The 14,800-nt window shown below is 69.3% G+C and carries 4 protein-coding genes; 3 read left to right on the top strand and 1 reads right to left on the bottom strand.

Annotation, left to right across the window (positions count from 1 at the left end; translation table 11 throughout):
* Positions 1-5: 5 nt before the first annotated feature.
* Positions 6-752: a hypothetical protein gene (locus tag NMB40_RS17855; protein ID WP_494359300.1), complete on the bottom strand. Its 747-nt coding sequence runs from the start codon at positions 750-752 to the stop codon at positions 6-8.
* 213 nt (positions 753-965) lie between these two features.
* Here NMB40_RS17855 and NMB40_RS17850 point away from each other — a divergent pair, with 213 nt between their 5' ends.
* From NMB40_RS17850 to NMB40_RS17840, 3 genes are all read left to right on the top strand, one after another.
* Positions 966-1,679: a response regulator transcription factor gene (locus NMB40_RS17850; protein WP_494359299.1), complete on the top strand. Its 714-nt coding sequence runs from the start codon at positions 966-968 to the stop codon at positions 1,677-1,679.
* A gap of 227 nt (positions 1,680-1,906) precedes the next feature.
* Complete coding sequence (locus tag NMB40_RS17845) at positions 1,907-11,449, top strand: SdrD B-like domain-containing protein (protein ID WP_494359298.1); 9,543 nt, start codon at positions 1,907-1,909, stop codon at positions 11,447-11,449.
* Complete coding sequence (locus tag NMB40_RS17840) at positions 11,446-14,799, top strand: hypothetical protein (RefSeq protein ID WP_494359297.1); 3,354 nt, start codon at positions 11,446-11,448, stop codon at positions 14,797-14,799. Before NMB40_RS17845 ends, NMB40_RS17840 begins: the two co-directional genes overlap by 4 nt.
* Position 14,800 lies beyond the last annotated feature (1 nt).

Here is a 14,800-nt window from a genome sequence, read left to right as displayed (position 1 = left end):
GCTGCTCACTCCGGCTCCCGAGGCATCAGTCCGGACCACTGCATCACCACCGGTGCACGCAGCAGGTCCGGCGCCTCATCGCTGCTGTCCAACGGGTTGGACGGGTCCCATATATTGGGCCCGGACGTCGCGTACGGCAGCGGCGGTGGCGGCGCTGCCGCGTTCCACGCGGCGAGCAACACCACCACCGGCACTGTTGGGGCTTCTTTGGGCCATGGCAGTTCGCGTGCGCTGAAGACGCGGACTTCGGTGGGCTGCACGCCCTTCTTTGATGACACCTCCACCAGACCTGCTGCGGCGTCGTTGACGGCCCGTTCCCGCCATTGGTAGGTCTCTGGAAAGCCCAGCAGGCCAAATTCGCGTCGCAGCTCGTACATCAGGTGCGCATGCACGTGGCTCTGTGGGAGCGGCGCGCCGCTGGCCCCATCGGGCGTTGCCAACGGCGGCGCCCGGTCCACTTCGTCAAGGTAATGGATCATCCGCACGGTCCACTCCTCGCCCACGGAGAACGGACCTTCCGGGGTGCCGGCCACCGGGGTGACCAGTCGCCGATAGAGCTGCGCCATGACGCCTCGGTTGGCCGGATCGGCCGGCGGCGGGCCGTGCGGGATGGGGGTGACATTGCGGACCGAATGCAGCAGGCCGCCGAGCGCTTCAACCGTGGCCGCCTGCTCCTGCAGGGGCAGCGATCGTTCCAGCCGCTGGCGCAGCATCGGGCTCAGCATCTCGTGGCTGGCGTTGGGTACAGGCATGGCAGACGCTACCGGGGGAGGGGGCCTTCACGCTGCCCGCCGCGCCACGCGGCGACAAGCGGCAACCCCGACGCCGGTCTGTCGCATGCGCCCCTCCGGGCCGAGGTGATGCTTTCGTAGCATTTGGCGCTCCCGCGCCCCACGGCTAGACTGCAGGCTGATTCGGGGATGCGACATCACGTGACGGCAGCACAGGACGACAGGCACGGCAGCGTGCCGACGACCGCAACGCGGCAACTGGAAGGACTGCATGTCTGGGTGGTCGAAGACGACCCGGAGCTGCTGGCGCTGCTGCTGGACGATCTGGCCTGGCGGGGTGCGACGGTGCGCGGGCTGGGCAGTGCCGAAGCGCTGTACCGCGCGCTGCTGAGCGGCCGCTGCGACATCGTGGTGCTGGATGTCGGCCTGCCCGGTGAGGATGGCTACGCGGTGGCCAGCCACCTGCGGGCATCGGCCTCGATCGGCATCGTGATGCTGACCGGGCGCGGCGACGCCCGCGACATGGCGCGGGGCCTGACCCAGGGCGCAGACCTCTATCTGGTCAAACCCCCCGAGATGGACGTGCTGGCCGCCGGTCTGCTCAGCCTTCGCCGCCGCCTGCCACTGACATCGGCCGCGCCTGCGGCGACCAATGACGCTCCACGCTGGCGGGTCTCGGCCGATGGCTGGACCCTGCATGCGCCTTCGGCGGCCACGCTCGAGCTCACGGTCATGGAGCGCGGCGTGCTGCAGCTGCTGTTCGAGGCCGCCGGTGCGGCGGTCACCCGTGAAGCGCTGATCGCGCACATCACCGATACCCCGTGGGATTTCGACCCGCACCGGCTGGATGTACTGGTCCACCGCCTGCGCGCCCGCGTGCGTAGCGCCACCGGCGTGGAGCTGCCGCTGCGCGCGCTGCGCGGCCAGGGTTACCTGCTCAGCCTCTGATCCGTCGCCCGGCAGGGCGGTGTGAGCCAGTGTGAGCGTGGGTGAGCCGCCGGCACTGACTTGCCTTCACGTCAACATCACAATTCGCCCCGCCCGGCACGGCCGGCGACGCCTGTCGCCTGCATTCCGGGATTCATCTGACAGGGGACGTCTGGACCGGTTGCGTTGGGTACGCATCGTTTGGCGTTCCGTGTGAACGCTGCAACGACCGGAACAGGGGAAAACACATGTCCAGCCATAGCGATCGCGCAGCTCCCTGCGCGGCGGTGTCGTCGTTCGAGCGCGCAACAGCGTCCTCATGGCGCCTGCGCTGCCTGCGTGGCCTGGCCACCCTGCTGCTGGCCGCGCCGCTGACCGCGCTGGCCATCGACCTGCAGATCACCGACTTCTCCGACACCGGCTACGACCCGGTGCCGGCTGGCACTACGGTGATCTACAACGTCAAGGTTGAAAACGGCGCCAACGACACCGCCAGCGGCAGCGTGACCCTGTTCGACCTGCCCGCCGGCACCGCGCTGGGCAGCACCGCACCGGCAGGCTGCAGCAGCTCGGCCGGCGCCGCCGGTACCACGCGCGTGGTGTGCACCAACCCGGCGTTGAACGCCACCACCGCGCCCTACGAATTCAAGTTGCCCGTCACTACCATCGCCTCGCAGCCGGCCACGATCACCGTGCGCGCCGCGATCGGTTTTGCCAACGCGCTGCCGCCGGCGACCACGCCGATCAACACGCTGCAGAACACCGACCCGTTCTTCGGCAGCGATACCAACGTTGCCAACAACCGCACCAGCCAGAACACCACCATCCAGGCCGCTGCGGACCTGGAGCTGAGCAAGAGCGCCACGCCCAACCCGGTGATCGGCGGCGGTGAAGTCCTCTACACCCTGACAGTTCGCAACAACGGTCCCAGCGTGACCACCGGCTTCCGCATCACCGACACGCTGCCGCCGAACGTCGCCCTGGTCGGCACCCCGGTCGGTGCGGACTGGGCCTTCACCCAGCAGAACGGCACCTACAACGGCACGCTCGCGGTGGGCGCCAGCACCAGCTACCAGTTCCGCGGCAAGGTCAACGTCGGCACCGGCAACATCGTCAATTCGGCGGTGGTCAGCGCTGGCAACGTGCCCGACCCGGTGCCGGACAACAACGCCGCGCAGGTGACCACGGCGGTCACCGCCGGTGCGGACCTGCTGGTGTCCAAGTCGGTGTCGCCGGCGCCCGCGGCCGCCGGCTCGGTGGTGACCTACACCCTGACCGCGCGCAACGACGGCCCCAGCGCCGCCACCAGCGTGGTGCTGCGCGATGCGCTGCCGGAAGGCTTCGTCATCAACGGAGTGTCCGGGCCCAACGGCTGGTCGTGCACCGTCAACACCGAACGCACCGTCGTCACCTGCAACGCGGCCAGCGTCGCGCCGGGCGCGCAGGCGCAGATCGCCATCCAGGCGCAGGGGCCGTCCACCGGCACCAACAGCAGCGGCACGGTCACCAACACGGCCGAGATCAGCGCCGCCACGCCGGATCCGGTGTTGACCAACAACACCGGCAGCGTCGGCCTGACCGTCATTCCCGACGGCGCCGACCTGCGCATGAGCAAGACCAAGACGCCGGCGCTGGTGCCGGTGTGGAACAGCACCGGGCTGCGCACCGACAGCGTGATGACCTCTACGCTTCGCGCTCAGAACCTGGGGCCGCGCACCGTCACGGGCAACCTGCAGCTGGTTGATGCGCTGGCCGTGGGCGAAGAGTGGGTGGACGCCAGTGGCCAGCCGTATGCACCGGGCGCAGCGGTCACCGTAGGTGGCTTCAGCTGCATCGCGGACCGTGCATGGAACGGTACCACCGGCCAGGTGGTCACCTGCACGCAGAGCGCCGCTTACCCGGTTGCGGTCAATGGCAATTCCGCCGCGTTGACCCTGTACACGCTGGCGCGCCTGCAGGGCACGCTGAGCAACACCGCGTGCACCGGCGGCAGCGGCGGTTCGGCCGAGCCGACCACGGGCGGTGGCATCAACCTGGACCCGAACACCACCAACGACTGTACCGGCGCAGGCAGCCGCGCCACCGATGCGCGTGCGGACCTGTCGATCACCAAGCGCACCAACACGCCCGGCGATGCCGACAACATCATCCGCGAAGCCGATGGCGGCGTGACCTACACCCTGCAGGTCACCAACGGCGGCGCGACCACCACCGGCGTGGTGGTCAACGACCCGATCCCGGGCTTCGTCACCGGGGTCACCACCGTCACCAGGAACACCGTGCCCGGCGGCTGGACCTGCGACCCGGTCGGCAGCAGCTACATCTGCCGCTCCGGCGCCACGGCGCTGGCCGCCGGTGCCACCGCGACCATTGTGTTCACCGTCAATCGTGGGCTGTTCGACAGCCAGAGCCAGGGCGCAGGCAGCTGCGGCGGCGTGGCGATGCCGGCCGGCCGCTTCTGCAACACCGCAGGCGTGAGCATCGATCCGACCGTGAGTGGCTCGATCGGTGAAGCCAACCCCGGCAACAACAGCGCCTCGGACTGGGTGCAGATCGACCCGGTGGCCAACATGGCCACCACCGCCAAGGACATCACCTCGGGCAGCCCGGGCCGCGCCGGCGTCAACACCACCTACCGCATCACCTACCAGAACCGTGGTCCGTCCACCGCCCGTGGCGTGGTGTTCAGCGACACCTTCACCCTGCCGGCCGAGGATGCCGGCTTCGTGCTGGTCTCGGCGGTGCGCACCGGTACCGGCAGCACCGCCTGCAGCGTGACCTCCAGCGACCCGGCGATCAGTTCGGCGCCTGCGCCGAACGGCACCTCGTGGTTCAACACCGGCGGCACCCCGGCTACGCTGCGGCTGACCTGCGCGCCGCTGGACATGGCCAACAACTCCACCCAGACGATGACGGTGGTGATCCGCCCGAACGTCAACAGCGGCAACACTGGCCGCCGCTTCACCAACGATGGCTCGTTCCATTTCGACCCGGCCAACACCGGCACCGCGGTGCCGGCCAGCGGCGTCGACGGCAACGGGCGCAGCTACAACTACAACAGCCGCACCGACGATGACCTGCGTTCGGCGGCGCTGGATTTCAGCGCCGGCGAAGTGGACCTGATCGTCAACAAGATCGACCAGAACTTCGTGGGCGGCGTGGATCCGCTGGGCTTCGATTCGCGCGTGGGCCAGGAAGCCAACAACTACATCCTGTACCAGGTGAGCGTGCGCAACGATGGCCCGTCGCTGGCCACCCGCACCCTGATCGAAGACACCATCACCCCGGCCAGCGGCGCCAATGTCGCCTTCGTCGGCAGCCGCATCGGCACCAGCACCACCCCGCAGGGCGCGCTGGAAGCACCGGGCGTGCGCTGCACCGTGGCACCGGGCAGCAGCAATCCGACCACGGCCGCGCAGACCCTGTCGTGCAGCATGCCCAGCGTGGGCGTGTCCACCACCGAACAGGGCGTGATCGCCGCCAACCAGACCAGCTACCTGTACCTGGTCTATCAGTACCTGACCACACCGCCGGCCACCGGCGCGACCCTGTTCAACGCGGTGACCGCGCGGTCGGCCGAAACCGAGCGTGACACCAGCAACAACAGTGCCGTGCAGGAAACCAGCATCCGCATCCGCGCGGACCTGGCGATGAGCAAGGCCAGCGTGGTGCTGGCGCCCAACGCCGACCCGACCCAGCCGCTGCCCGCCGCAGCCACCACGGTCAGCCTGCGCCAGCCGTTCTGGTACGTGCTGGACGTGGTCAACAACGGCCCGGGCCACAGCCTGTCGCGCGACCGCAGTGGCGACAACCCGGTGCGCGGTGATGGCGTGGTGGTCACCGATACGCTGCCGGCAGGGCTGGAAGTGATCGGTGGCGCCGAAGCCACCACCTGGCAGAAGGTCGGCACCACCGCCGATGCCGGCGTGGTCAGCAACGGCAGCGGCACCTGCACGTTGAACGGCCGCGACCTCACCTGCCGCATGGGCGACTTGGCACTGGACGGCCGCACCCGCGTGCTGGTGCCCGCGCGCTGGACCACGCTGCCGGCCAATGGCGCCGGCATCAACACCGCGCGCGCCACCAGCGACCAGGTCGACCCGAACTCGGGCAACAACGAAAGCACCAGCAACCACACCGTGGTGCGTTCGTCGCTGGCCGGCGTGGTGTTCCAGGACCGCGAGCGCAGCGGTGCCGACGGCGGCACGCCACAGGCCGGCGAACCGACCATTTCCGGTGTCGAGGTCCGCCTCAGCGGCACCGACGCCTATGGCAACGCGGTGGCGCTTACCGCCACCACCGACGGCAACGGTGCGTACCGCTTCGACAACCTCGCACCTGCGGGAACGGGCGGCTACACGCTGACCCAGGTCCAGCCGGCGGCGTACGTCAACGGCCCGGTGGCACCGCCCGAAACGGGCTCCCTGGCTCCTTCGGCCGGCGGTACCTTCGCCGTGGTCGACCCGGCCATCAGCGCCAACTCGGTCTACACCACCATCGCGCTCGGCGCGGGTGTGGATGCGCTGCGCTACAACTTCCCGGAAGTGCGCCGTCCGTCGCTGTCCGGCTTCGTCTACGTCGACAGCAACTACAGCAACACCCGCAACACCGGCGACGCGCCGATTGCCAACGCCACGGTCGAGCTGCTGGATGCGGCCGGCACCGTGGTGGCCAGCACCACTACCGCCGCCGACGGCAGTTACGCGTTCAACGCACTGAACCCGCTGGCGCTGTACACGCTGCGCGAAGTGCTGCCCACCGGCAGCTACCGCAACCGCCCGAGCGCGATCAACCCGGGCCAGGTCGGCACTGCCGCCTGCGTGGGCTGCACCGTGGCCACCGGCGCGGCCGGCGACGCCGCAACTACCGACCGGATCGGCACCATCGACCTGTCGCGTGGCGATGACGCCACCGAATTCAACTTCGGCGAAGACGCCATCACCGCCATCTCCGGGCACGTCTACCTGGACCGCAACGGCAATGGCGACTTCGATGCCGGCGATGCCGGTACCCGCAACTCGCAGGCCAATGGTGGCCTGCAGGGCGTCACGATCACCCTGACCGGCGCAGGCGCCGACGGCGTGTTCGGCAATGCCGACGACCTGCCGCCGGTAGTGGTACAGACCGATGCGCAGGGTCGCTACGACTTCGACAACCTCGTGGTCGGGCAGAACTACCGCATCACCGAAACCCAGCCGCAGGGCTATGCCAATGCGGCCGAGAACCCCAGCAACGTCATCACCCTCAACGCGCTGTCACTGACCGGTTCCAGCGGCAACGACTTTGGCGAAGCGCTGGGTTCGCTCAGCGGCGCGGTCTATGAAGACTTCTCCAACGTGGCCGCCAACAACAACAACGGCCGCCACGACACCGGCGAGAATCCGATCGCCAACGCCAGCGTGACCCTGTCCGGTACCGACGTGCTCGGCAACCCGGTGGCATTCACCGCCACCACCGATGGCACCGGCAGCTACCGCTTCAGCGACCTGCTGCCGCCGCAGGCCGGCACCGGTTACACGCTTACTGAAACGCAGCCGGCCGGCTACCTGGACGGCAAGCACACCGCCGGCAACGCCACCACGCCGGGCAGCACCGCCGTGGCCAATGTGATCTCCGGCATTGCCATCAGCGCCGGCCAGGACGCCACCGGCTACCTGTTCGGCGAGCTGGCCAACGCGCCGATCAGCGGCACCGTTTACCTGGACCGCAACGACGACGGCGACCACAGCGTCGGCGACATCGGCATCCCCGGAGTGTCCATCACCATCGTGGGTGCCGGCAATGACGGCATCTTCGGCACGCCCGACGACACCAGTGTGAGCCTGGTCACCAACGCCGATGGCCAGTACAGCTACCCCGGCGCGATCGCCGGCCAGGACTACCGCATCACCGAGAGCCAGCCGACCGGGCTGGGCGAAGGCCGCGAGCAGCCGGGCAACGTGATCACGCTCAGCAACCTGCCGGTCGCCGGTGCCAGCGGCAATGACTTCGGCGAACGCGCCGCGTCGCTGTCCGGCGCGGTGTTCCTGGACCGCAACAACAACGGTGTGCAGGACGCCGGTGAACCCGGGCTGCCCGGCGTGCAGCTGCAGCTGCCGGCCGGCAGCGTGGATGCGCTGGGCAACGCAGTGGCCGCTGCGGTCACCGATGCCGATGGCCGGTATCGCTTCGAGCATCTGCTGGCGGGCACCTACACGGTGACCGAGCAGGCCGTGCAGCCGACCTTCAATGGTGGCCCGACCCTCAACGGCATCACCCGCGCGGGCACCGTCGACGGCGCCGCTGCCGGCGTGGCCACGCCCGTTGCCACCGTGCCCAGCGCGATCAGCACGATCGTGCTGCCGGCCGGCAAGGCGTCGATCGAGCAGGACTTCGCTGAAGTGCTGCCGGTGGCGATCTCCGGCACCGTGTTCTTCGACGTCGACAACGACGGCCTGCGCAATGGCGCGGCGGAAACCGGCATCGAGGCGGTGACCGTGCTGGTCACCGGCACCGACGATACCGGCGCCAGCGTCAGCCTCAGCGTGCAGACCGATGCCGATGGCCGCTTCGCGATCGAGAACCTGCGCCCGGGTACCTACACCCTGACCGAGCCGCAGCAGCCGGCCGGTACCAGCAACGGCATCACCACCGCCGGCACCGTGGGTGGCACCCCGCGTGGCACCGCCACGCCGATCACCACCGTGCCCAGCCGGATCAGCACCATTGACCTGACCACCCCGGGCAGCGCGTCGGTGGACAACCTGTTCGGCGAGATTCCGCTCAACAGCGGCATCAGCGGCAAGGTCTGGATCGACCGCAACAATGATGGCGTGGTGGATCCGGGCGAAACCGGCCTGGCCAACGTGCGCATCACCCTGACCGGCACCGACCTGGCCGGCAACCCGATCAGCCGCGACACCGTGACCGATGCCGACGGCAGCTACAGCTTCGCCGAACTGCCGCCGGGCACTTACGTGGTGACCGAGCCGGAGCAGCCCACCGGCACCCGCGATGGCCGCACCGTGGCCGGCAGCACCGGTGGCAGCGTGACCGCGCCGGGCACCGTGCCTTCGCAGATCAACGCGGTGGTGCTGGGCGTGAACCAGCAGTCGACCAACAACAACTTCGGTGAAATTCCGACGGCGAGCATTGCCGGCCGCGTCTACAACGACAGCAACGACAACGGCACCGTCGACAGCGGCGAAGGCGGCATTGCCGGGGTCAGCGTGGTGCTGACCGGCACCGACGACCTTGGCCAGCCGGTCTCGCTTACGCTGAGCACCGACGCCGACGGCCGTTACCGCTTCGAGGGCCTGCGCCCGGGCACCTACACCGTGACCGAGCCGACCCAGCCGCCGCAGACACTCAACGGCATCACCAGCGCCGGTACCGTCAACGCCGCCCCCGTCGGCGTGGCCAGCGACCGTGCCAGCGTGCCGTCGGCGATCAGCCAGATCGTGCTGCCGCTGGGCGTGGATGCGCTGGACTACAACTTCGGTGAGATCGGTGATTCGCCCGACCTGATGGTCAGCAAGGCGTCCACCAGCACCCGCTTCACCGTCAACAACCTGGCCGGTTACACCATCCAGGTGCGCAACGCCGGGCAGCAGCCGAGCCGCGGCGAATACGTGGTGCATGACCGCCTGCCGGCGGGCCTGAGCCTGGACAGCCAGCCGGTGGGGACCGGCTGGACCTGTACCGGCGAACCCGGCGCGGTGCGTTTCAGCTGCACCAGCCAGCGCGTGCTGGCGGCCGGTGCGGTATCGCCGGACAGCATCGCCGTGGTGGTGCGCGTGGCGGCAGCGGCGGCCGAAGCCGGTACGGTCAACAATGCCGTGCTGGTGGAGGGCGGCGGCGAGAACCCGTTCCGCGCCCCGACCCCGACCGAACGCGCCGCGTTCGAGGGCGAAGTGGGCAACCTGCCGGCATGCGTGGACGGCATCACCCACAACGCCTGCCGCGTACCCAACAGCGTGCAGCTGGCCGCCTCGGTCGGCGGCACCGTCTGGTTCGACGTGGGCAGTGACGACCAGCTGCTGGATGGCGGCGACCGCCGCCTGCCGTCGTGGATCGTGGAACTGGTGGACCCGGCCAACGGCCAGGTGCTGAAGACCACCGTGACCGCAGCCGATGGCAGCTACCGCTTCGGTGACGTGGTGCCGGGCGTGAAGTGGAACATCCGCTTCCGCGACCCGCGCTCGACCGTGCTGTGGCCGTTCCCGGTCACCCGCGAAACCGCCGGTGGCGTGCAGGAAGCCTGCGACGCCGATGCGGCGATCGCGCGGGGTGGGGTCAGCGCCTGCCGCACCACCGACAACGGCACCAGCCAGCTGGAAGTGGTGCTGCGCGCCGGCGGGCACCTGCCGCAGCAGAGCCTGCCGGTGGACCCTTCAGGCGTGGTGTATGACGCCACCACCCGCGACCCGGTACCGGGTTCGGTGGTGAGCCTGGCGCCGGTCGGCCTGTGCAGTGGGTATGACCCGCGTACCGGCGTGCTCAACGCCGCCGGTGGCGGTTACCGCATCGAAGGCAACACCATTGCGATGACGGTGGGCAGCGAAGGCTTCTACCAGTTCGCGTTCGCGCCGGCCGCGCCGGCCCGCTGCGAATTCCAGCTGACCGTCACCCCGCCAGGCGGCTACACCTTCGTGTCGACGATGATCCCGCCGCAGGCTGGGGCCTTGTCGCCGGCGGGCAGCGCCGGTGCCAACCACGTGGTGCAGCCCAATACCCAGGCGCCGACCGGCGCGGTGGGCACGGCCACCCAGTACTACCTCACGCTGTTCGCCGGTTCGGCCACGGCGGCGATCGTGCACAACCACCTGCCGCTGGATACCGCGGTAGCCACGGGCCTGGCGATCACCAAGACCGGTGACCGCCAGACCGCCGAGATCGGCGACACCGTGCAGTACACCATCACCGTGCGGCAGACCGCCGGCAGTGCGCTGGCCGCGCTGAACGTGATCGACCGCCTGCCGCGTGGCTTCACCTACATCGACGGCACCGCGCGTGCCGACGGCCGTGCGGTGGCCGACCCGACCGGCAAGCCGGGCCCGCTGCTGGGCTTCGCACTGGGCCCGATCAACGTCGGTGGCCAGATCGTGCTGACCTACCGGGTCCGCGTGGGCGTGGGCGCGCAGCAGGGCGATGGCATCAACCGGGCGCAGGCCCACGGCTGCTCCATCAATGGCGGCTGCATTGACCCGGTGGCGGTCACCCCGCTGCCCGGTTCGCTGGCCTCCAACCGTGCCGAGTACCGCGTGCGCGTCACCGGGGGTGTGTTCACCGAACAGGCCTGCGTGCTCGGCAAGGTGTTCATGGACTGCAACAACAACCACCTGCAGGACCGCGAAGAGCTGGGCATTCCGGGCGTGCGCCTGTACTTCTCCGACGGCACCTGGTTGATCAGCGATTCGGAAGGCAAGTACAGCTTCTGCGGCCTGCCCCCGCAGAGCCACACGCTGAAGGTGGATGCCAGCACGCTGCCGGTCGGCGCGCGCCTGACCACCAGCAGCAACCGCAACCTGGGCGACGCCGACAGCCTGTTGCTCGACCTGAAGAACGGCGAGCTGCACCGCGCCGACTTCATCGAAGGCAGCTGTGCCAACCCGGTGCTGGAGCAGGTCAAGGCCCGCCGCACCCAGGGTGAGGTGCAGGCGCCGGAAACCGAACCGGGCCAGGCGCCGCTGCGCTTCGAGAGCAAACCCGCACGGGCGCCGCAGCAGGCGACCGACACGGCCAACCAGAGACCGATCGTGCATCCCAGAGCCACACCGCCCGCCGCCGCTGCCACGGAGGGCCAGCCATGAGCCGTGCTTCCGTAGTGCGCCAGCTGCCGCGCCTGAGCCTGTTGGCCTGTGCGCTGGCCACCCTGCCGGCCATGGCCCAGAGCGTGGGCACGCCGGGCCGCTTCACCCCGGTGCTGGGCGACGCCAGCACGCTGTACCCGCGCAGCCCGGCCAGCGTGGACGGCGCGCCGGTGTCGGTGCGCGCGGCCACGGGCACGCTGGACCGCATCGTGGTGGAACTGGACCGCGACGGCGTGCCGGCCGATGGCCAAAGCCCGGTGCATGTGCGCGTGCAGCTGCTGGACCCCAGCGGCCTGCCGCTGGCCGGCACCACCTACGCGACGATTGAAAACAGTGGTGGCCGGATCCGTCTGCCGGGTTCGCGTACGGATGAGTTCGGTCCGGGTGCGCTGGATGCCGACAAGGTCACCCCCGGCGTGCAGCTGCAGGTGGCCGATGGCGTGGCCGAGTTCGACCTGGTCGCCCCGCATGAGCCGCAGGATGTGCTGCTGCGCATCACCGCAGGTGCCGAAACCGCGCAGGGCAGCATCGGTTTCGTGCCGGAAATGCGCGAGATGATCGCCACCGGCCTGATCGAAGGCGTGGTCAACTTCCGTCGCAAGGGCAACGGGGGGCTGGTTTCGCCGGTGGAACACAACGACGCGTTCGACCGCGACATCCGCCGTTGGGAGCGCCAGTTCAACAACGGCAAGGCCAACGCCGCCGCGCGTACCGCGTTCTTCGTCAAGGGCCGGATCAAGGGCGATGCGCTGCTGACCGCCGCTTACGATTCGGACAAGGACACCCGCGGCCGCCTGCTGCGCGACATCCAGCCCGAGGAGTTCTACCCGGTCTATGGCGATTCGTCCCTGCGCGGCTTCGACGCGCGCTCGGCCGAACGCCTGTACGTGCGCATCGACAACCAGCGCAGCTACCTGCTGTACGGTGACTTCCAGACCGGTGATGGGCTGGCCACGGCTACCGGCATCGGCGGCAGCGGTCCCATCCCGCAGCGCAGCCTGGGCACCTACAACCGCACCGCCACCGGGCTGGGCTGGCATTTCGAAAGCGAGCGCGTGCGCAGCAATGTGTTCGCCATCGAAGACTCCCTGCGCCAGGTGATCGAAGAATTCCGCAGCCAGGGCAGCGGCCCGTATGCGCTGCGCAACAATGCGGTACTGGAAGGCAGCGAGCGCGTGGAAGTCATCTCGCGCGACCGCAACCAACCCACCCGCATCGTGTCGGTGCGGCCGCTGGCGCGGCTGGTGGACTACAGCTTCGAGCCGTTCTCCGGGCGCATCCTGCTCAACCAGTTCCTGCCGGCGTTTGACAGCGACCTCAACCCGGTCTCGCTGCGCATCACCTATGAACTGGACCAGGACACCGAAAAGTTCTGGGTGGTCGGCGCCGACGCGCAGGTGAAGCTCACCAACCGCCTGGAAGTGGGCGCGGCGGCGGTGGACGACCGCAACCCGTATGCGGAGTTCCGCATGGGCAGCGCCAACGCCAGCTACCGGTTCGGCGACAACACCCTGCTGGTGGCCGAGTTCGCGCGCACCCAGAGCGAGGTCAACACCAACAGCATCAACCAGATCACCTCGCAGGGGTTGAAGGATGTTACCGGCGAGGTGGAAGGCGATGCCTGGCGCGTGGAATTCGCGCACCAGACCGAAAAGCTGGAAGCGCGGCTGTTCGCCGCCCGCACCGACCCGGCGTTCAACAACCCGGCCGCGCCGCTGTACGGCGGCCGCGGGGAATACAACGCACGCGTGGCCTACCAGCTTGGGCCGCGCCTGGAGCTGTACGTGGAAGGGCTGTGCAGTGAAGACCGCAACCCGGAGGGTGGCAAGCGCGATGCCGGCGGCGCCGGCGTGCGCATTGGCGCCACCGAGCGGCTGACCGTGGACCTTGGCGTGCGCAGCATCCGCGAGACCATCGGCGTGACGTCGCCGTGGTCGTCCGGGGTGCCGTTCGGCAATGCCGGCGGGCTGACCGGCGGCTTCGCCACCGGTGCCGGTGGCGGCGCGCTCGGCTACGGCCAGCAGGCGCTGGACCCGGCCACCGGGCTGATGGTGATCAACGGCAGCAGCACCGGCAGCCCGATCACCAGCGACCTGCCGGTGGGCACCGAGCTGGAATCGGACAGCGCCCGCTTCGGCCTGGGCTATCGCCTGAGCGACAAACTCAGCAGTGGTGCCGAGATCGAGCACAGTGTGAACGGCGAAGAACGCCGCCGCCTGGCCGCCGGCCTGGATTACCAGGTGTTCGAACGCAGCCGCCTGTATGGCCGCTACGAGAAGCAGACCGGCCTGACCAGCGCATACGGCATCACCACCACCGACCGAGAGGCCGATGCGCTGGTGTTCGGTATCGACAGCAGCTACCTGCGCGATACCCAGACCTTCAGCGAGTACCGCCTGCGCGATGCGATCAGTGGCCGCGATGTCCAGGCCGCTTCGGGTATCCGCAACAACTGGGACATCGCCGAGGGCCTGCGCCTGTCCAGCTCGGCCGAGCACGTGAAGGTGATCGACGGCAGCACCGGCGACAGCACGGGCCTGGCGCTGGCGCTGGACTATGGCGCCAACCCGCTGTGGCGCGGCGCGATCCGCGCCGAGCACCGCATCTCCGAGGACGTGCCGGACACCGACACCAACGAGGCGTTCAACACCACGCTGCTGCAGTTCATGCTGGCCCGCAAGCTCAGCCGCGACTGGACGCTGCTGGCCCGCAACTACCTGCTGAGCACGCGCTATGACGCACGCGGCGATGTGCTGCAGGACCGCTTCCAGCTGGGCGTGGCCTACCGCGATACCGACCGCAACCGGATCAACGCGCTGGCCCGTTACGAGTACAAGCTCGAGCGCGACGAAAGCGGGCTGACCCTGGTGGATGGCAGCACGGTGGATGGCAGCAGCCAGGATGTGCGCACCCGCGCGCACATCGTTTCGGCGCACGCCGATTGGCACCCGTCGCGGCCGTGGTGGTTCACCGGGCGCGTGGCCGGCAAGTGGCAGCGGGACCAGTTCGCGTACGCCGATGGTGGCCGGGTCAACAGTGACTTCCGCGCCACGCTGCTGTCTGGCCGCGTGGTGTACGACATCACCGAAAACTGGGACATCGGCGTGCTCGGCTCCACGTTCCGTGGCCAGAGCGGCGCCAACCAGTACGCCTACGGCATGGAAGTCGGCCGCCTGCTGCGGCAGAACCTGTGGCTGTCGGCCGGCTACAACTGGACCGGCTTTGCCGGCGACCGCGACCTGAACGGCTACGAGTACACCCAGCAGGGCGTGTTCGTGCGCCTGCGCTTCAAGTTCGACGAAGACCTTTTCCGGCCGGACCCCGTCCGCTACCGCGACCCGGCACGCTGAG

The organism is Stenotrophomonas sp. FBCC-B152, from assembly GCF_059134105.1.
Note: the sequence above shows the minus strand (reverse complement) of the source record. Positions and strands in the feature narration are given on the sequence as shown.